General features: G+C 56.3%; 18 protein-coding genes. 6 read left to right on the forward strand and 12 right to left on the reverse strand.

Annotation, left to right across the window (positions count from 1 at the left end; genetic code table 11):
* Window positions 1-233: 233 nt before the first annotated feature.
* Complete coding sequence (locus LEP6406_RS35595; RefSeq protein ID WP_008307954.1) at window positions 234-440, forward strand: formylglycine-generating enzyme family protein; 207 nt, start codon at window positions 234-236, stop codon at window positions 438-440.
* Here the strand turns inward: LEP6406_RS35595 and LEP6406_RS30070 are convergent.
* From LEP6406_RS30070 to LEP6406_RS0207350, 9 genes are all read right to left on the reverse strand, one after another.
* Window positions 437-3,058 carry a caspase family protein gene (locus tag LEP6406_RS30070; RefSeq protein ID WP_008307952.1) on the reverse strand — a complete coding sequence of 874 codons (2,622 nt, stop codon included), beginning with the start codon at window positions 3,056-3,058 and terminating at the stop codon, window positions 437-439. The two genes, LEP6406_RS35595 and LEP6406_RS30070, sit on opposite strands and share 4 nt — an antisense overlap.
* Complete coding sequence (locus tag LEP6406_RS0207315) at window positions 3,055-4,140, reverse strand: hypothetical protein (protein WP_008307950.1); 1,086 nt, start codon at window positions 4,138-4,140, stop codon at window positions 3,055-3,057. The genes LEP6406_RS30070 and LEP6406_RS0207315 overlap by 4 nt, the downstream gene beginning before the upstream one ends.
* Window positions 4,137-5,069, reverse strand: a complete 933-nt coding sequence (locus tag LEP6406_RS0207320; RefSeq protein ID WP_008307948.1) for an AAA family ATPase — start codon at window positions 5,067-5,069, stop codon at window positions 4,137-4,139. The genes LEP6406_RS0207315 and LEP6406_RS0207320 overlap by 4 nt, the downstream gene beginning before the upstream one ends.
* Window positions 5,070-5,071: 2 nt before the next feature.
* Window positions 5,072-6,097: a hypothetical protein gene (locus LEP6406_RS0207325; RefSeq protein WP_008307946.1), complete on the reverse strand. Its 1,026-nt coding sequence runs from the start codon at window positions 6,095-6,097 to the stop codon at window positions 5,072-5,074.
* Window positions 6,098-6,109: 12 nt separating this feature from the next.
* Window positions 6,110-7,627 (reverse strand): CHAT domain-containing protein, encoded by a 1,518-nt coding sequence (locus tag LEP6406_RS0207330; RefSeq protein WP_008307944.1) that lies wholly within the window; start codon window positions 7,625-7,627, stop codon window positions 6,110-6,112.
* Window positions 7,628-7,631: 4 nt separating this feature from the next.
* Complete coding sequence (locus LEP6406_RS0207335; RefSeq protein WP_008307942.1) at window positions 7,632-8,012, reverse strand: trypco2 family protein; 381 nt, start codon at window positions 8,010-8,012, stop codon at window positions 7,632-7,634.
* A 186-nt stretch (window positions 8,013-8,198) separates the two neighbouring features.
* Window positions 8,199-9,071 carry a coiled-coil domain-containing protein gene (locus tag LEP6406_RS0207340; protein ID WP_027268928.1) on the reverse strand — a complete coding sequence of 291 codons (873 nt, stop codon included), beginning with the start codon at window positions 9,069-9,071 and terminating at the stop codon, window positions 8,199-8,201.
* A gap of 177 nt (window positions 9,072-9,248) precedes the next feature.
* Window positions 9,249-10,808 (reverse strand): glycosyltransferase family 39 protein, encoded by a 1,560-nt coding sequence (locus tag LEP6406_RS0207345; RefSeq protein WP_008309097.1) that lies wholly within the window; start codon window positions 10,806-10,808, stop codon window positions 9,249-9,251.
* A 29-nt stretch (window positions 10,809-10,837) separates the two neighbouring features.
* Window positions 10,838-12,331, reverse strand: a complete 1,494-nt coding sequence (locus LEP6406_RS0207350) for an FAD-linked oxidase C-terminal domain-containing protein (RefSeq protein WP_036029637.1) — start codon at window positions 12,329-12,331, stop codon at window positions 10,838-10,840.
* 288 nt (window positions 12,332-12,619) lie between these two features.
* Between LEP6406_RS0207350 and cydB the strand changes: the two genes are divergently transcribed.
* A complete protein-coding gene (cydB, locus tag LEP6406_RS0207355) occupies window positions 12,620-13,630 on the forward strand; it encodes a cytochrome d ubiquinol oxidase subunit II (RefSeq protein ID WP_008309095.1) in 1,011 nt (336 codons plus the stop codon).
* A gap of 82 nt (window positions 13,631-13,712) precedes the next feature.
* Here the strand turns inward: cydB and LEP6406_RS33540 are convergent, their stop codons facing one another.
* A complete protein-coding gene (locus tag LEP6406_RS33540) occupies window positions 13,713-13,856 on the reverse strand; it encodes a hypothetical protein (RefSeq protein ID WP_008309093.1) in 144 nt (47 codons plus the stop codon).
* A 180-nt stretch (window positions 13,857-14,036) separates the two neighbouring features.
* On the opposite strand from LEP6406_RS33540, the gene LEP6406_RS0207365 reads away from it, so the two are divergent.
* Together LEP6406_RS0207365 and devC are read left to right on the forward strand one after the other, a co-directional pair.
* Window positions 14,037-15,209: an efflux RND transporter periplasmic adaptor subunit gene (locus LEP6406_RS0207365; RefSeq protein WP_008309092.1), complete on the forward strand. Its 1,173-nt coding sequence runs from the start codon at window positions 14,037-14,039 to the stop codon at window positions 15,207-15,209.
* Window positions 15,210-16,355, forward strand: coding sequence for an ABC transporter permease DevC (gene devC / locus LEP6406_RS0207370; RefSeq protein ID WP_008309089.1), 1,146 nt, complete (start codon window positions 15,210-15,212; stop codon window positions 16,353-16,355).
* A 150-nt stretch (window positions 16,356-16,505) separates the two neighbouring features.
* On the opposite strand, the gene LEP6406_RS30075 is transcribed toward devC, so the two are convergent.
* Entirely contained in the window at window positions 16,506-17,039 is a 534-nt protein-coding gene (locus LEP6406_RS30075; protein ID WP_008309088.1) for a hypothetical protein, read from the reverse strand.
* A gap of 63 nt (window positions 17,040-17,102) precedes the next feature.
* Window positions 17,103-18,068, reverse strand: a complete 966-nt coding sequence (locus LEP6406_RS0207380) for a glycosyltransferase family 9 protein (RefSeq protein WP_008309087.1) — start codon at window positions 18,066-18,068, stop codon at window positions 17,103-17,105.
* A 222-nt stretch (window positions 18,069-18,290) separates the two neighbouring features.
* Between LEP6406_RS0207380 and ispD the strand changes: the two genes are divergently transcribed.
* Window positions 18,291-18,998, forward strand: a complete 708-nt coding sequence (gene ispD / locus LEP6406_RS0207385; protein WP_008309084.1) for a 2-C-methyl-D-erythritol 4-phosphate cytidylyltransferase — start codon at window positions 18,291-18,293, stop codon at window positions 18,996-18,998.
* Between the two features lie 203 nt (window positions 18,999-19,201).
* Complete coding sequence (locus LEP6406_RS0207390; RefSeq protein ID WP_027268929.1) at window positions 19,202-19,939, forward strand: HipA family kinase; 738 nt, start codon at window positions 19,202-19,204, stop codon at window positions 19,937-19,939.
* Window position 19,940: the final 1 nt, after the last annotated feature.

Genomic DNA, 19,940 nt, shown 5'->3' on the forward strand with positions numbered 1-19,940 from the left:
AGAGCTGGCAGGTGGGAATCTGTCGGGCGTGTTTTGAGGAGTCCAGACCTGCTCCAGCGATATCTGCGGGTATCCGAAAATCAACCGGGGTCGGTTAGCGTGGTAGGGAAACCGAAGCGTTGACTGACCCCTCTCAGCTTTGTCGCCATGGCTAGCCTCGTTTTCAAGCCTGAAACCAAGACCGCCCGTTACTTCACCGAGCAATTAAGTGATGAAGTGAGTCTAGACATGGTATGGTTTCGGTGCCCGGAGGGGAGTTTGTCATGGGCTTCGCCGATCAAGACTCCCAGGGATATAACGATGAACGTCCCCAGCATCCGGTGACTGTGCCCAGCTTTTTTATGGGGCGCTACCCTGTCACAGTCGAAACCTGGCCACTGGGTACACGATTAACCCGCAGATCCCTAAGTGCGCCCCGTGTGCAGGCTCATAGGAGTTAATGTCCAGATTGCCAAGGCCATCTGGGCTTGGCAACTGGGGTTGTGGTCAATCTGGTAGCAGTATCAAAATCAGCTTTGGCCAACCTTTGCTGGCCTAGGCTGTCATAGGCGTAGGCCCGCTGACGATAGAATTCCGGATTTTTGCTGTCAAGGGCAATGGCTTGAGTCAGGGCGTCGATCGCTGCTGGATAATCTCTTAAATGAAAATGGGCACGGCCACTATCAAAATAGGCGTCGGCCTGATAGGTCTCTTGATTAGAGGCGTACTGAATCGCATATTGATAGTCCGCGATCGCGGCTGCAAAGTAGCGCCGCTCAAAATGGGCCTTACCCCGACGGTAGTAGGCAGGGCCATACTGGGGATGCAGATCGATTGCCTGGGTCAAGTCCGAGATCGCGACTTCCCTATCCCCTTGCTCAATCTTGAGAAGCCCCCGCTCGTAGTACATCACATGGTTATCAGCATCGCGCCTAATGGCAGAATTGAGGTCAGCAATAGCTCCCTCGTAGTATCCCAACTGTTTCTTCACCAAGGCCCGCTGATAATAGGCAAAAATAGACTCCGATTCAATCTCTAGAATTACATCCAGCAACTCTAGGGAGGCCTGAAATTGCTTCCGATCGTATAGTCTTTGCGCTTTTGTAATCTGTTCATAAATTTTCCTGGATATAAGGTGATAAGCCAGTCTGATGAACCATAAATCAGAAACTTTAGCCCTCAAAGGTCGATCATCTTGCATCTTAAAATACCATTTCCACCAGCAAGCTAGGAGAGTCGTACGCTCTAGGCTCTGAATGACTTCCGCTTCTATGCGTTGGATATCTATCTCGTTCAGATTCCAGGAGTTAGCAATTTCCTCTAGAAACTTGCGGTTAGCAGCATTGATCGAACCATCTTGTAAGACTTGCGCTCGCAGAATGTTTTCATACCGTTGATATTGGTCAACGTTTTGTTGAGTTGAAAACAAGATTTCTTCTTCGATTGAGATTATTTCGACTTCACTCAATCCCAGTTGCTTAGCTTTGATTTTCAGGTATATTTGACCGGCTGAACCCCTATTGTCGTGATACTCGCTGGCTAGTGCACGGTAGACTTGTATCGGGTCAATAGTTTTGACCTTGGATAGTCTAATATCCGTGCCGAGACCCTTGAGTGGATTAATCGGAATTATCTGTGGAGTTATGGACCTATCCATGCCTCTAATAACAGGATTGGCCTGTAATTTTTGACTGATATACTCATGAATTTCCGCGAAGGAAATGTACCCGTCTTGGTCGATATCTGCTTCGCCCGTGTTAATGCCTCTCACCAGATAGTGGGTGTATAATGACAGTCCTGATGGCTCCTCCTCGGGCTCCAAAGAAACATGTGCAAGGGAGTATTCGATAGGACTACAGGATGTTAGGACGATATGGCCCTTTGCTTCTAATTTTTGCTGAAGATCTAAAGACATATCTGCTTTGAAGAAGGATTGATTAATGGCACCGCTGAAGCAACAGTCCAGGATAATAACTAATCCGCCGATTCTGATGTGTTGAAGAATCTCATAAATAAAGTCGAAAGATACTGCCGTAGAGCGCATCCAGCGGTTATTGGAATCCTTGCGCGTGCTGGAGGTCGCTAGGTAAATTTTATTGGTTAGGTCAGTCTTGAGGCCATATCCAGAAAAGTACAAGACACCTAAATCAGCTTTTCTGATGTTGAGCAAAAAAGACTCGATTTCTGACTGCATGGTTTGCAGGTCAGGATTGGATAGGAGCTTAACATCGTCAAATCCCCCTAACTCTGGATCCTCTAGGACTTGCTTCAGTGCCTGGATGTCATTTAAGGCTGAAGGTAACGAAGCAAAGTCCGGAGTGTATTCACTGACACCAATTAAGAGTGCAACCTTTAGCTGTCGTGCCACGGGCTCCGGTAGCCTCAGGGTTTGCCCCGGCAGCACCTCATAGCTTTGCGCGAGATGCTCAGGGGCAATATCCCCTTCCCCCACCACCACCGCCCGCACCAGAGCCGCATAGTCTAACAGTGCTGGATAGTCCGCGAGTTGCGGCGCTAGCTCCAGGGCGATCTCCGCCAGTCGGGCCAGTTCCGCCTTCCCCACCAAGTTGTCCCCTAGACGTTCTACCGTGGTGGTGCCGATTTGCAACTGGGCCGCCATCTGACTCACCGCCTCCCGGCGCTGCTCCTCATTCAAATAGACCATCGCCGCCCACTGTTGGGCTTCCAATTCCTTTTCATTAGCCTGGGGGTTGGTTTCTGCCAGGTACCTGACATAGCTAATCAGCAGCTTGGCCACCTGTTCTATCCGTTCCTGGCCATACTGGCGCTTCAATTCATCAAATAGATAAGCCCGAACATCCGTATCTAGGGCATAGAGTTCATAGCCCACGGGCTGACACAGATCTGAGAGTAGCAAATCCACCTCTGCCACCCACGGCACCCCCTGGTCCCGCAGAAACTCATTGCGAAGGTAGTTGACCAGTTCCGGCGTGAGTACTAGGGGCAGAGCCGCATGGCAGGCGAGCGCTCGGTAAGCAGGCTGGAACCGCCGCACAAAACGCCGTACCGTTTGTGCCGCCTGAGCTTGGCGTTGTTCTAAGGACAGCGAATCAGTCATAACCACGGAGAATGCAAGTGCTGGAGGGGTTGACCCCGGACAATGTCGATCCCATTGCTGAGGCCATCCTCATCCATCTGAAACATCGGCACAATATTGGCAATGATATCGGCAGAAGTACCTTCCCACCGCTCCGTAGGCATAGGATTTAACCAGGCCATCAGGTTGGTCACCTGCCGCAGTTTCAACAGAAAGCCCGTCGTAGACTGAATGCGAGAGAGTTGCCGATAGCCCCGCGCTGCCCCCCCATCACTGACGATGAGCACGCTGGTGTCGCTATCGATCGCTGCCAGCACCTTGCCCAGGGCGATGGGCTGGGTTAAAAAAGCATCTTGATACAGAAAGTCCCCTGGCTGGTTGTGGAAGTAGTAGGGGACGAACTGCCCCTCTGACAAAGTGCCCTCGCTACTGGCGGTCTCCACAAGGTCACGGGTGAAGCGATGGAAGGGCATCATGGAACCATTTTGGTCAATGAATAGCACTAGCCGCGCCTGGTTTTGCTCCCGACGCCGCAACACCGGAGCCAGGTAGAAGCCATTGCGGGCCGCTGATTGCACCGTTGCCTCCACATCTAAGATTGTGGCGACTCCCATGGCTACAGGCCGCCGCAAATATCGCCAGGTATAGCTCATGGACCGCCGCGACACGGGCCAATAGGCGGCTAAATCGGTGGGGTCTTCTACCTCCGCTGGGGTGAATGGTGCCCGCACTGGCTGCACCGCCACCTCCGTTGCCGTCTGCACCACTGTTGGATCGGGTTGCGGGCGGGACAGCGGCACTGATTCCGGTGATAGCGGGGGTACGGGGGGGGGGTGTCTTGGGATTTCCCCCGGAAGTGGGAGGGCTGGATCTGGAGCTAATATCGCCAACACCTCCTCCCAGATAGGGTCAAATTGACTGCGGTGGGATCTGGAACTGCACCAGAGCAGCTTCAGTGCCGATTTGAGGGCATCCGGTTGCGTCACCCGTTGCCCCCTGACCAGTGCCAAGGCGGACAGGTACTCTTGACCGCCCAAATCAAAGCCACTGCGGCGAAACCGCAGCAGGGCTTGGGTCACCAGTGCTGACAAATCTAAACTCATGTCACCGCAGGTCGTGCCGCATTGCGCCAGTCAGCTCTGAGCTTAAAGAGCAACTCGCGGTAGGGCACCGGGTTGGCATCGGCCAGAGTCTGAGGGGAGAAAGGTTGCGACCCAAACTGATTCAAAGCCCGGAGCCAATCTAGAAATTCGCTGGTACCGGGCTTCTTGAACAGGCCATCTCGGTTGCGAATCTGCAAAAATCGCTCCGTGGCCACCTCCGCCAACTCTTCCGAGAGATCCCCCAGCACCGCCTGGTGGGCAGCGGCAATGTCTTGTAACCGCTCTGTCGGGAACTCCACAAAGTAGTACAAACAGCGCCGCAGAAAGGGGGCGGGTAGATTGCCCTTTTCCTTATTGCTGGTAATGATAACAATGGGCGGGTGCTTGGCCCGTTTCACTTCCCCGGTTTCGCGAATGGTGAAGGACCAGGGTTCATCCAGCACCGCCAGCAAGTCATTGGGAAAGTCCAGATCCGCTTTGTCAATTTCATCAATCAGCACCACCGCTGGACAATTCTCACACTCAAAGGCTTTGCCTAGGGCTTTCAATTCCAGATAGTTATTGGGATTGCTGGGGTCAATGGAGCGCTGGGACTGGTCCGTTTGGCCGTCTAGCCCTTTCACCAAGTTGGCATCATGGAGCCGCAGGATGGTGTCAAATTCATAGAGCCCTTCCTGGTATTTGGTGGTGGAGCGCACATCCCAGCGATAGAAGGGCAATCCCAGTTCATGGGCCACCGCCACCGCCAGTCGAGTTTTGCCACAGCCCGCTTCCCCCTCTAGCAGCAGGGGCCGCTGGAGAAAAATGGCCAGATTAACCGCCGTAATCAATTCCTCCGAGGCCAGGTAGGGCTCGGGCCGCTGGGGCGACTCGGAATGGGCATCGGCGGGCCGATGGGCGGGGTTGCCGGTAAACGTGAGGGGGGCCATACTTACTCCGTCTGGAATGCCAGTAACTCATCAAAATACTCTTGCAGGGCGGTGCGGGTTAAGGCAGGGTCGCCATTGCTCTCTGTATAAATCAGCTCAGCCCATTGGTTCCGTTGGTGTTTAGGAAGCTGAAAGTGATCCTGGAGCCAGAGGCGAATGTCTTGCTCTGTCCAGCGTTCTAGGGGCAATTCTAAGATGCTGCGACTGTCAAACTCGTCTACGGTGCAAAAGCAAGCAGATTCGCGGCAGTCGGGGGTTAACTCACGGTTAGCCACAATCACAAAAATCACCCGAGCGTACCAATCGTCCAGAACGGACGAGAGTTGCTGCACCAGCGATCGCCAAAAGGTTTCCAGCAGCCATTCCATAAACGCCTTTTGGTTACCGCTGCCCACCGCATCCCAGTTGGTGAGGTGAATGACCACGGTGGAACTCTCCCGCAGGGAGGCACAGAGGGTTTGGGCAACAGTGGCCATGTCTGCCTCTGGGTCGCCACTGGGTTCAACCCCCAGGTACTTACCCAACAGTTTCAAAAAGGTGCGATCGTCCGTGCCACCCACCGCAGGGGAGAAGGTGATTTTGTACCAGAGGGGCGTTGTCACCCCATTTCTGAGCACGTCATCCAGTGCCCGCAGCAACAAGTCTCCAGCCATGGCGCGACTCTGCTGCATGAGCATCAGCGCTCCCCCTCCATCGAGTTGAAGGGTATCGAGAACCTGTTCGATTACTTTTCGTGCTTTGCGAAAGTCAATTCTGGGCAGGGCCTCGTCAAAATCCAGGGTCTGGCGGTTGAGGTCTTGGCCCTGTTTCTCCAGAGCTTTGAGTTGCAGTTCTTTGGCTTTGTACTTCCCTAGGAGGGTATCTCTCTGAGCTTCTAGTTTTACCTTCGCCACGGGATCGTTTGTGGTGCGGGCTGTCTCTGCACAGACACTATGCTCAAGCATCAGGGCGGCCATGTCGCGCTCTAATTCCTTTTTCTGGAGTGCGACACTTGTCAAATCAGGTTGCGGGTTGCGATCGTTCACCATCTCGCCTGTCAACTACGCCCCACTTCCAGATTGCAGGGCTTCAATGCGCTCACCAATTCTAGAGATATCCGCCAATATTTTTTGTCCTTTGGTTTGCAGCTTAATTTTGCTATCGGGATCTAGGGTGGAGCGGGCCGCTTCTTGGCAGGCTTGATATTCCGCTTGCAGTTGTACCAGTTGCGCTTGGAGGTCTTGCAGCTCTAGCTGTGCGGCTAGGCCCAGTGGTTGCGGGCGAGATCGCGCTGCTTCTGGTTTGGGTGGTGCAGAGGGCTGGGGTTCCGGTTTCACAAACAGCTCGCCGTGGTGATTTTCCTGCCATCGCAGGTACAACACCGGACGGTACCACTGATTCCCCTCCGGATCCATCCAGGTGCGCCCCGCCTGCACCGCCGCCAGAGCCGACTGCCCCCGCCCCAACACCCGATAAAACTGCTCCGCAAAGTCCTGCGCCGCCCGCACCTGCACGCTGTACTGCATCGCCACCACCGCCGGAATCTGGGCATCGATCAACTGCTGGGCAGTGCCATTAAACACCGACTTCCCCGTCACCGCCATCCCCGACTGACAGGCACTCAACACCACCAGGGCAATGCCCTGATCCGCCACCAAAGCCGCCAACCTGCGCGCACTGACAAACTCCGCCTTGCCCTGCTCATCCTCAAAGGCCAGAAACCCCTGGGCCTCCGGTAACGGCGCACCACAACGCTGACAGGTTTCCGCCTTCGTGCTGGCTTGCAAATGGCCACACACCTGACAGCGCTTGCCAAAGATGCCGTGGCCATCAAAGTGAACCACTTGCGGTGGGGTGGCCGATTCCGTCAGGTACGCACTCAGCCCGCGCCAGGTGGGGGTAGGCAACTTTTCGAGGGAAACGGATTCAGCCTTAGCAATGCCAGTTTGGATCGCCTGGGGCTCCCCATCGGACAAGTGGCCCACATCCCTAGCCCGTGGGGAAACCAACAAGACGCGCAGGCGATCGCCCAAGGGCTGCCGGGGAGGCACCGCATCATAGGCAATGTAGCGAGACAGTTGCACCCGTCGGTTTAGGAGAAATCGAGTCCCGTCGTGGATCAGTTCCCAAGGGTAATCCGCAAGGCGAGATCGCTTTGCCGCATCCGCCGCAAACTTCAGCCTGAGATGCAAAGTCGCGCTGGCATTTTCGGCTTGGCGCAGGGCAGATTGAAACGCTTGCCCGACGGGCTGATTGGGCGGCAATAGCGCCTGAAAGAGGGCTTGCCCAATCCTGGCCAAATAGTCCGGTGCAAAACTGGGATGTCCTGCGGACAAAATCCCAGCCCGCTTCATCCAATCTTGCTCACCGAGCTGGGGAAAGTGTTCAGATTTGAACCCCCCTGAACTTTCCAACCCCTTAATCACCGTCGTCCGCCAATCCTGTTCACCGTCCCAAAAGGGCAAGGCCGATTCAGACTCCGCATCACTGCCCAAGGTCGATGCAGTGACGATCGCCTTGAATCGCAGCGAATCCAGCGGCGTCAAATACAGCTCAAACAAATGGGGAGAACTGGCCATCGGGCTAGAAGCGATCGGCTAGGTTGTCCTCTGCCGCCCCGTCTTTCGTCAGGGCCTCTAAGCTGCGCGCGATCGCAGGCATGACCTGCTCCCCGCGAACATCCTTAAACCACTCCACCAGTTGGGCCTTGTCAAACAGCGGTGACAAAGACACCTTCACCGTATGGGTTTTCTCGTGGCTGAGGGTTCCGCCCGCTTCCCCCCCACCAATCGCGACCACATCAATTTTGATTCCCGCGTTGCCTTCCCGCTTGGCGGTCACCTGTAATTCCAGTTCCACCGAGTCCACAAAAAAGATGGGTGGCTCACCCTCCTTGTCTGGGGGCGTCAGCAGCTCCTTTTTGACCTGGTTGATGAGTTCAGACAGCCCAATGGGTTGAGTCATGACAGCCGTAGTTGTTTTTACCCGTTCCTAATTAAAGCGATGCATCGGCGAGGATGTCATCCTTAATAAGGAAAAATCCCTAACCTCAGTCAAAAACCTTGCCGAAAACAGGCATTTTCGGCAAGGTTGATTAAACCTGAAAGCGACGCTTCAACCATTTGGGCTATCCTCTAGCTCCGCATGGGATTACCCCGCCAGCCGTCCCCAGATCCGGGCTACTTCCGCCAGCAGGGTTTGAAAAGTTTCCCGGAAGGCCCGGTGTTCTGCTTGATTGAGGGCGAAATCGCGATCAGCCCTTTCCCGGTCACGCTCTGCCTGCTCCTGGCTTGCCCGCAAGGCTTCCATAAAAGCTAGATGTTCTGCTTCATTGCGATCGCGATCGCGATCAGCCCTTTCCCGGTCACGCTCTGCCTGCTCCTGGCTTGCCCGCAAGGCTTCCATAAAAGCTAGATGTTCTGCTTCATTGCGATCGCGATCGCGATCAGCCCTTTCCCGGTCACGCTCTGCCTGCTCCTGGCTTGCCCGCAAGGCTTCCATAAAAGCTAGATGTTCTGCTTCATTGCGATCGCGATCGCGGTCAGCCTGTTCTCGGTCTGTCTGCAAGGATTCTAGAAAAGCCTGGTGCTCTGCTTCATTGAGGGCGCGATCGCGGTCAGCCTGTTCTCGGTCTGTCTGCAAGGATTCTAGAAAAGCCTGGTGCTCTGCTTCATTGAGGGCGCGATCGCGGTCAGCCCGTTCCCGATCGCGGTCAGCCCTTTGGCGATCCGCCCTAGCATCCGCCAGTAGGTTCTCAAACCGCTGGTTTGCTTCCTGCTGTTCCCGCCTGAATTCTGCTTGGCGCTGCCTGATCTCCCCCTGTTCTTCGGCCATAGTGGTGATCATCCCCACCAAGTCGGTCACACTAGCCCGTAGCTCCTGATTGCTCTGGGTAATTTGTTCACCCTGTTGCGTTACAGACTGCCTTAGCTCAGAAATCTGTCTGCCGTTTTCCCGCACCGCCAGTAGCGTCACTTCGGCCAAAGTTTCCAAACGGTCGAGCCGTGTCTCATTCGTCGCCATCGCCTTGCCCCATCACAAGTTTTCAGATTTTAACCGTTTTAGGATAGGGGTACGGTCTCTCTCCAAAGCAGCGATAGCCCTTCTGGGCCAGTCCCTGACCACCGCCCGTCCCCGCTCTACCGCCGTTGCTACCTGGGAAAGTTCTTTAGGGGATACTTGCGGATCGCTATTCAATCGCTATTCAACAGTGAGGCTCCAAATGGGGACATTTTCTAGATTTTCTAGGGGGGTTAAGGTATAGCCGCTGGCGGCACCGTATTCTGCCATCCAGTCGGCGGGGGGATAGGCCAGAAAGTAGTCGCTATAGCCGGGGGGAACCGCTGGCATTCCTAGGGTGCTGTTGAAGGGAATGAGGGCTGTGGTGGGGGGCAGTCGGTGGGCCAAGGCAAAGCTCCAGGCATCGCTGTCAAGCAGCACTAGGGGCCGATCCCTGGCTCCTATGATCTGGGCAACGACGGGAATGTAGTGGCCGGATTTGTGCCACCAGGTGGGCGCGATCGCATTATTGCCGTAGGACAGGGCTCCGATGGCTAGGATTGCCGTCGCTACCAGGATGCCGAGGCGGCGGGATGCTCCTTCTAGCCAATGGCCCAAGCTGTAGGCCACCGCCAGTTCCGCCCCGACATAGCAGGGGGTGAAATAGCGAGGAATGCCGGACTGCTGTTGGCCGATAGCGATTTCCAAAACCGCGATCGCAGCCAGGGGAACTAGAAATAACAGCAGCGGCAGCAGCCAAGACTGGCGGGGACTGTGGCGAATACTCAGGCCAAAGCTGTAGCCCACGAGGGCCACCGTGGCGAGGACCACCAAGCCGTAGGGCCACCAGTTTCCCAGGCTGAAGTTGTAGTTCCAGTCAAAATCGATAAAGCCTCGGGTCAGGGTTAGGCCCAGATTGTGCAGTAATTCCCAGGGACTGGTGCTGGCGGATTGGACCTGCCAGCGGGTGTTGCCCGTGAGGTTGGCCCGGTAGGGGGCGATGGCCACCAGCCAGGGTAAAAAGGATATCGCCGCCGCGATCGCGGCCACCCAATACCGCCGCAGGGTCAGCGTCCAGCGGCCCCACTCCAGCCCCAGGACGTAAAGGCATTGGGCCAGCAACACCAGCGGCATATAGAGGAAGGTGTAGAGTCCCAAACTGGCGCTGAGGCCGTACAGTCCCCAATCTTGCCAGCGGCGGCGGTGTAGGGATTGCACCAGCAGCGCACTGGAGAGCACCGTGAGCAGCAGCCACAAACTATAGGGGCGGGCCTCCTGGGCGTAGAGGCCATGGAAGGGGGACACCGCCATGAGGGCTACCGCTAGCCCAGCCCGCAAGCGGCTGCGAAATAGGCCCAGGGCCAGGGCATAGAAACTGGGCAGGGCCAGCAGGCTAAAGAGGACGGCGGTGCTGCGGAGGGCGCTGACGGAGCTGCCAAAGACCCGCACCCAGAGATGGGTCAGGGCGTAGTACAGGGGCACATGGGTCGTGTCCTCCGTAATCAGGCTGTGGACCATGGCTCCTAAACCGCGATTGGGCTTCAGGGCGATCTCCTCCAGCAGATCCTCGGCGGTGGTCAGATGGGGAGGATGGAACAGAGTGGCCACCTCGCCGTTGGTATAGCCGCCGATGTTGAATTGGGTATAGACCTCATCGACCCAGAACAGTTTGTGATCCAGCCCCCAGCAGCGCAGGATAACTCCCAGGAGGATGGCCAGACCAATGGCGATGGCCAAAGGCCGGTCGGAGACTATCACCATTGGCCAGGATCTTTGGAGACGCCGTCCCACTAAAACCGCTCCAACGTCGTGAACTGGGGATCGACGGTCGCCCGTGCCCCTTCGCCACAGGTGCGGGGGGTGGGAAAAAGTTTGGTGGGGTTGGCCAACCCCTTAGGATTCCAGGCCGCCCGCACCCACTGCATGGTTTCTAGATCCGTGGGGGAAAACATGTCTGCCATATAGCACCGCTTGTCCGCACCGATGCCGTGCTCCCCAGAGATACTCCCACCAACCTGGACACAGAGTTTGAGGATGTCACCCCCCAGGGCCTCCACCGCTTCTAGCTGGCCGGGAATCTGGTTGTTGTAGAGGATCAGGGGATGGAGGTTGCCGTCTCCGGCGTGGAAGACATTGGCCACCCGATAGCCGTGCTGTTCCCCCAGGGCGGCGATTTCCCGCAGCACGTAGGGGAGTTGGGTGCGGGGAATGACGCCATCCTGCACGTAGTAGTCGGGGCTGAGTTTGCCCATGGCGGCAAAGGCGGCTTTGCGTCCCTTCCAGAGTCGCAGCCGCTCCTCGGGGTCGGCGGCGACGGTGACCTGGCGGGCTCCATTCTGGTGGCACAGGGCGGCGATGCGATCGCGGCTGGCGGCGACCTCAGCAGGTAGCCCATCAATTTCGATCAGCAAAATGGCGGTGGCATCACGGGGATAGCAGGCGGTTTGCACCACGTCCTCCACGGCATTGATGCTGAAATTGTCCATCATCTCCAGCCCCGCCGGAATGATGCCCGCGCCGATAATGTCCGACACCGTGGCCCCCGCCGCCTCGACGCTGGTGAAGTCCGCCAGTAGGACGTTGATGGCCTCTGGTGCTTTGAGAATGCGTAGGGTAATTTCCGTAACGATGCCCAGGGTGCCTTCGGAGCCGACAAATACGCCGGTCAGATCGTATCCCGGCGGCTCCGCCACCCCACCGCCGATTTCCACTACCTCGCCATTGGGTAACACTAGCTTCAGCCCCAGGACGTGGTTGGTGGTAACGCCATATTTCAGACAATGGACCCCGCCGGAATTTTCCGCCACGTTGCCGCCAATGGAGCAGACGGTCTGGCTGGAGGGATCCGGCGCATAGTAGAACCCGGCTCCGCTGACGGCCTGGGTGACCCAGGTGTTGATCACACCCGGTTGCACCGTCACCCGTTGGTTGTCCAAGTCCACGTTCAAAATCTGGTTCATGGGGGCGGTGACGATCAGTACCGCATTTTCCACCGGCAGGGCTCCACCAGAAAGCCCCGTACCTGCCCCTCGGGCTACAAAGGGGACGTTATTGCGATCGCAGATCTGCACTGCCGCCGCCACCTGCTCCGTCGTCCGGGGCAGCACCACTAGGGGAGGCCGCTGGCGATAGCTGGTGAGGCCATCACATTCATACACCAGCAGTTCCTCTTGGCGGCGCACCACCGCCTTTTTCCCCAGCACCGCCGCAAATTCCTGGGCTAGGGCGGTCCAGTCCTGAGCCTCAGGAGGCCGATCCTGGGGTAGATTCAGTTGACTCACCATCGCCGCCATCGCCCCCAACGTTTACAACCGAGGCTGCATTCTAGCCTGCCCCTTTGGAGCCCCCTTGTATAGAGACCCCTGGGTAGATCTTAGGCCGAAGATGACCGCTACGGGTCTGATTGCGGTTCCCACTCGGGTTAAGTACAGGCAAGGGGCTTAAGCCCCTTGTTCGCCGAAGTGCCATGAAGAAGTTGAGGTGTACCTCACACATTAGGGAGCCGCTATATTTCGTACCCCCACTGGGAACGGGATTTAGCTGAAACACGCCTAAATCGGTATGATCAGGCCATGGAATCTCTTACCTACTTTCTACCCCAAGTCTGGTTCGCCATTCTGGCCCTGTTTCTGTTTCTCTATGTCATGCTCGACGGCTTCGACCTAGGGGTGGGCATCCTGTCGCTGACCTCCTCGACCGAAGAGCGGCGGGGCATTCTTATGACCAGCCTGGGCAACGTCTGGGACGCCAATGAAACGTGGCTGGTGATCATGGGGGGCAGTCTCTTTGGAGCCTTTCCCCTAGCCTACGGCACCATTTTGACCGCCCTCTATCTGCCCATCTGGATCATGATTTTTGGGCTGATCTTTCGGGCGGTGGCCTTTGAGTTTCGCGAGCATTCCGACAACAAAGTATTGTGGAACCTTGCCTTTGGAGCCGGTAGCTTTATGGCCGCCCTGGGCCAAGGCTTTGCCCTGGGCGGTGTCCTGGGAGGTATTGAGGTAGATAGTGGCGGTCACTTCATCGGCGGCACCTGGGATTGGCTGAACCTGCCTTCCATCTTGATAGCCCTCACCCTGATCCAGGGCTATGTGCTGATCGGGTCCACCTATTTAATTATGAAAACTGAGGGACCCCTGCAAGCCACCCACTACCGCACCGCCAAACTCGCGGCAATCACCACCCTAATTGGGGCGTTGCTGATTACGATTACAACCCCGGTACTGATCGAATATGCCCGCGATCGCTTGTTTCAAGCGCCCCAAGTGTACCTATTTGCCGTGATTCCCCTCTTGGGACTCTTTTTAGTCTGGCAACTGATCAAGAGCCTCAATGCCGAGGCTGAGCGCGCTCCCTTCCTGTGGACGATTCTAATTTTTCTGTTGACGTTCCTAGGTCTGGCTCTGATTGTCTTCCCCTACATCATCCCCACCCAGGTGACGATCTACGCTGCCGCCGCTGCCCCTAGTTCCCTGGTCTTTATGATCATCTTTATTGGCTTTCTGATTCCCATCATGCTGGCCTACAACATTTATCAGTACGTTGTGTTTCGCGGCAAAGTTACCGGCGATCACTACGGTTAAGGGATCGGCATTAAGCGGCGGCAGTCATCCCTTTGCCCAAGGTGATTGCTAAAAACCTCAGTCTTTCCCCGGCGACAGGCCCCTAGCCCCAATGAAATAGGGTACCGATAGGAGCGGGAAGCATCTCGCCCCGGAAGTCGAGGAGTTGGACGAGAAGCAGGTAGGCGATCGCCAGAAGCAGCGACACGGCCCCGGTTAGTATGGCAACAACTTTGGAACGATCCATGGCACAGTCCTCAAGACTAGGGGGATATCGGGGATTCTGGTGTACCTCAACGGTAAACCCTTTGGGTGCTGGCGGAATATAAGGTTAAGTCACCCCACTACACTAAACGGTACAGTTACCCTAGATAGGGTTTTCGCCTCGTAATCCTCTCTCTTTTTCGGAATAAGGAACCGCTACTCTATGGCCACTAATCGCCCCCAATGGCCCCTCTCGGGAACAATGCCCTGGATTTTAGTCGGCGTCCTGATTGTGCTGGCGGGGGGAACGTTTTGGGGAGTGCGATCGCTGATCGAGGCCCGCCGAGCAGAGCAAGCGGAAACCGTGGTCCCACCCCCCCAGCAGGTTCAGGTGGCGGCCCTAGGTCGGGTGGAGCCCGCTGGCCGAGTGGTGGAGGTAGTGCCTTCAGAGAGTGGGCGTCTAGAACGATTGATGGTGGCAGAAGGGGATCAGATCACCGCCAATCAGGTTTTAGCCTATCTAGATCTCTATGATGTGCGGTTAGCGGAGCGAGACTATGCCGCCAGCCAACTCACAGAGGCTCGCGCCCTGCTAGCGGCCCAGACCCAGGCCGGAGAAGCCAACATCCAAGAAGCCCAGACCCGCATTGGGCAAATCGACGGTCCCCAGGCTGCCGCCATCCAAGCCCAACAGGACACCATTGCCAGTTTGCAGGCCCAACTCAATGGAGCCGAGCTGGATTTGGCTCGATTCCAGCGCCTGCACCAAGATGGGGCAATCTCTCGCCAAGACCTGGATCAGCAACAGACTGTGGTTACCCAACTGCGACGACAGATTGACAGCGCTGAAAACCGGAGGCGCGAACTCCAAGCTGCCCGGTCCAGCGGCCTCACCAATGCCCAGGCCCAGGTTGGTTCCCAGGCGGCAAGTCTGCAACTGGCCCAAGCTCAAGTACAGGTAGAGTCAGCGGCTCAGAATCTAGTCTTAGCAGAGGCACGACTGGCCCAAACCATTGTCCGCGCCCCTAGTGCGGGCCAGGTGCTGCGGCTCTACGGGGAACCGGGAGAGGCCATTAGCCCCAGTCAGCCGATTCTGGCCTTAGGGAATACGGAGCAAATGTATGTGGTAGCGGAGGTCTATGAGACCGATGTAGGGCTGGTGGCGGTGGGACAACGGGCCAATATCACGAGTCGCAATGGAGCCTTTGATCAAACCTTAACGGGCACAGTGGAGCAGGTGGGGTTGCAAATTTTCAAAAATGATGTGCTGGACGATGACCCCACCGCCAATGCTGATGCTCGGGTGGTGGAGGTGCGGGTACGGATTGACCAGAGTGAGGTGGTACGAGGATTGACCAATTTGCAGGTGGATGTGTTGATTGATGTGGAGAGGTGAATGGGGCGGACTCCGTTGGCTTGGCTGAATCTGCTCCACGAGCGCACTCGATTGGGGGTGGCGATCGCGGGGGTAGGCTTTGCGGTGCTTTTGATTTTTATGAATCTAGGGTTCCGGGGGGCATTGCTGGCGACCGCGACCAATATCTACGACCAGTTCAATGGGGATATTTTTCTCCTCTCTCCCCAAACGTTGGAGATTAGTTCCTCTAAGTCCTTTCCGCGATCGCGCCTTTATCAGGTAGCAGGTATCGAAGGCGTGGAGCGGGTGATGCCTCTGTATGCGGAATATCTGTTGTGGCGCAACCCCGATACTGGCGTTAGTCGGGCCATGTTCGTCTATGGCATCAATCCCCAGGATCCGGTTTTTCTGATGCCGGAACTCCAGGATGAAACTGCGATCGCATCCCTCTCCCAGCCCAACATAGTCTTTATTGACCGCCTTTCCCGCGAGGAATTTGGCCCCCAAACCACGGGCCTAGAAACCGAGGCAGGGCGGCGGCGGGTCACCATTGGGGGCCAATACACCCTTGGCGGGGGCTTTGCTGCCGATGGCACCGTGATCATGAGTGATCAGAACTTCCGGCGCTTTTTTAGCCCCCGCCCCCTCAATCTGATTAACCTAGGGGTGATCAAACTCACACCGGGCACCGACCCCAACCGGGTCATTCCCCTGATGGAGGCCCGTCTCCCCGCCGATGTCATGGTCTATACCAAAGCCCAAATCATCGACAATGACCGCCGCTTTTGGATGGAAACCACCGCCATCGGCTTCATCTTTGGTCTTGGGGTAGTCGTCTCGTTTATCGTTGGCACCGTCATCGTCTATCAGATTCTCTACACCGATATCCGCGACCACATGATGGAGTACGCCACGCTCAAGGCCATGGGCTACAGCGGCCTATACCTATTTCAACTGGTGCTCCAAGAGGCAGTAATACTAGCGCTCATGGGCTACGTGCCAGGATTGATCATCTCCCTGGGCCTCTACGAACTTACCGTCACCGCCACCGCTGGCAGCCTCCCCGTCGCCATGACCTTCTCCCGCATCATCTTTGTGTTGCTCCTCACCATCGTCATGTGTAGCGCCTCTGGCCTGATCTCCGTTCGCAAGGCCGTCACCACCGACCCCGCCGACGTGTTTTAGCATGTTGCAGCTAAATGGGATCCGGTTCCCCTTTTTCCACTGGAAAAAGGGGAACCGGATTCAAAGTTGCTCTTCCACCCTGGAATAGGAATTCAGGGTAGACACGGAATAGCTTCTCTGCGAGTGGGGTTGCACCCTGGAGAACTCTCCCTACTCCTCTTCTGGTTCGCTGCCTTCTTCTGGCTCACTGTCTACTGCTGTTGGGGCAGGCGCTGTTGGAGCAGGTGCAGTGGGCATGTCCACTGTTGAGGAGACTGGCGCTGAGGAGACCGTAGCAGCGGTCGGGGGTTTCGGGGCAGACGCTTGGGGAGGAGCAGGAACCTTGGGCTGGGGAGGCTCAGCATCGATACCCAATTGTTTCTTAGCCTGGTAGAGCAGGAAGGCCGCACTATTTTCCCCCGCGACCAATAGGGACTGACCGATTTCCCCTGCAGATTTAGGTTCGGTAGTGGTCTCTTGACTGAGTCCTTCATACCAAGTTCGACCCTTCTGTCCCAGGCTAATGGCGCTGTTCCAGAACCACTCTCCACCGACAAAGACGAAACAGATCACTAGCCACAGCAGTAGTCCCGTTTCTCGTAGGATGTCCCAGGTGAGGGTGAGGGTCTTCTTGTAGGCCGCGCCAGTGTCTGGCGCGAATAGGAGTTCCCCAACTTTACTAGCCTGTGTCTTGATTTTATCCATGGTTGTTTATCCCATTAAACCCATCACAGCAGAGGGAAAGGTAGCCAAGGAAAAATAATACAGCTAGCCTTCTCCCCAGATTTTCTTTAACACCGTCTCAGGGGTGATATCTGCCACCTTACCGCTTGATGCCGTCAATCCCACAAACCGGGTTTCCGTACCGTCTACCGGCGGTAGTCGGCGCTCCGGGACGTTACTGCCAAACAGGGCCACGGTAAAGACATTCAGCGCGATGCCCAGTTGCAGGGGGTAGCTGTCGGTGGCGATCATCAAGTTTGCCCCGGCAATCAGGGAGGCCATCTGGCCAATATTTTCGGGGCGAATCACCTTGAGATTAGGTTGAATCTGGGTTAACGCCTTGACTAGGTCAGCAGTTTCTGGCTGTTGCACCACCACCAGCGGTAGTCCGGGCTGGCGAGCCTGAAAGTCTTGGGCGATTGCGGCCCAGCTTTCCACCGGATAGAGGTCGCCTTGGGTGCCATCCACGGGACCGCCGTAGAACAGCACGTAGCCCTGATCGCCAATACCCTGCTCCTTAGTTTGGCGACCGACCCAGTCGATGTCCTTTTGGGGCACATTGATGGTGGCGGCGGGGCAGGGACCAGTAATGTCCAAGGCAGCCAGTAGGTCATGGTATTGAAAGGCTTGGTATTGCTTGGGTTTAGCCGGAACTGTAGCTGTCATTAAGACATTACTAATTCCCGTTTGATAGCTCACACGGGTGGGAATGCCACTTAGCCAAAGCATCAACCCTAGAGAGGTTTTGGGGGTGACGGTGAGAACGGCTTCAAATTCGCGATCGCGAATAATCCCCAAAAGATTGGCCCAGTCTGCCGGACTGTTGGGCTTGGAAAAGCTGTAGGGAAATACATCCTTCACCAAGGTGGAGACCCGGTAGGCCGACCCAGAGACGGGTTCCGCCACGATGGCAATCTCAGCTTTGGGAAATGCCTGCTTGATATGTTCGAGGGTCGGGAAGAAAAGAAGCTGTTCGCTAATTCCTCCCGGAACCAGAGCCAGTACGCGCATATGCTGAGTGTCCTGCCTTATCGTCCCACATTCTAGTGGAACGTGGCCCCTCCAGGTGCGTTATAGCTGACAAAGTAGGAGATAGCGGGATAGCGGGACTGTCATGCCAGATTGAAGTCACCCTATTGAAGTCACCCTGTCGGGCTATCCCTAACCCGGTATTTTTGCCGCCGAAATTCACGGTAGGGTTGGAAAATAGACCTTTATGTCGAGGAGACGCCCGTGCATTTGTTGATTCCAGCCGCCGGAATGGGACGACGCATGGGCAGCGATCGCAACAAGCTGCTATTGACCCTGCGGGGCCAGCCCATCATCGCCTGGACCCTACTGGCGGCGGAGGCAGCAGCGACACTGGACTGGATTGGCATCATCTGCCAGCCCAGCGACCGCCCGTTTCTAGAAAGCCTACTCCCCACCTTGGCCCTGACCAAACCCATTACCTTCATCCCCGGTGGCGACACACGGCAAGCATCGGTTTACAACGGCCTCCAGAACCTACCCTCAGGAGTAGAGCGGGTACTGATTCACGATGGGGCACGGTGTCTGGCGACGCCGGGACTGTTTGACCGCTGTGGGGCAGACCTCCACACCTGCCCCGGTCTTATCGCCGCTGTCCCCGTCAAGGACACCATCAAGGTTGTCGGGACCGATGGCATCATTGTCGCCACCCCCGATCGAGCCACCCTCTGGGCCGCCCAGACCCCCCAAGGGTTTGCCGTACCCCTGCTAAAACAGGCCCACGATCGCGGTCTGGCGGAGGGCTGGGCCGTTACCGATGACGCCGCTCTGTTTGAAAAAATCGGCCTGCCCGTGACCATCGTGCCGGGGGAGGAAACCAACCTCAAGATCACCACCCCCAGCGATCTTGCGATCGCAGAACGGATCCTAAGCGATCGGGAATTGGACGATTCCTCGTCCTCAGTGGGGTAGATATGACCACGCCCGCCCTCCTGAATAAAGCTTCTGACTTTGATTGTCCACAGCCCCTACCTCATAGGGTGCCCAATACGGGATGGTAGCTTCTTCCCAGTTCAAGTTTTGCGATACTCTGGGCTGACGGTTCTGACCAGTCAGGAAAGTATGTGAGAAACGAGGCCAACAGGACAGATCAGGAAGATGAGCACTGGAAACAGATGCTCCAAAATGCATCTCCAACACAAGATCCCCCTCTCCAGGCTAGAACCTACCTCCGAGCTTGGCGCACTAAGGCCCAGCCTGTCCTGTTGAACTGTGCAGATGGAGGGCAGTACATGGTGAAAGGTCGTCAAGCAGGCCGCCAAATTATCAATGACCAAGTCGTCGCCCGTCTCGGTACGCTTCTTGGGGCTCCTGTTGGAGAGCCAAAACTGATTGATGTTCCTTCAGCGTTAATTGAGATTGAGCCAAACCTGTCTCATCTTCAACCAGGGATCGCCCACGGCACCCGATTCATTCCAGACTGCATGGATCAGCCTGAGCTAATTGCCACCAGTCAGCCGGAGAACCGCTCGCGTCTGGCCAGGTTAGCTGTGCTTTATGCTTGGGTAGTTCCAGGTGACTGGCAATTCCTCTTTAGCAAGTCTCCCCCTCGGCTGGTCTACTCAGTGGATCATGGCCATTTTTTCCCTGGTGGCCCAGAGTGGACGGTCAGAGATCTCCAACAGGCTGCTCCCCCCTATCTTCCTTCGTGTTTTTCTGTATGTGCTCTGACTCCTGAGGATTGGGTAGAGGCATTGCTAGCTTTATCCCAGATCCCTGAAGAGGAGATCGTGCATACAGTAGCCGCCATCCCAGAGGAATGGGGGCTTACAATCGAAGAGCGAGTGGTATTGGTGCAGTACTTGCTATATCGCCGGAGCGAGTTGCCTAGCACCCTTCAGGCAGAGGAATAGA

This window comes from Leptolyngbya sp. PCC 6406 (assembly GCF_000332095.2).
In the GTDB taxonomy this organism is placed as follows: Bacteria; Cyanobacteriota; Cyanobacteriia; order Phormidesmidales; family Phormidesmidaceae; genus PCC-6406.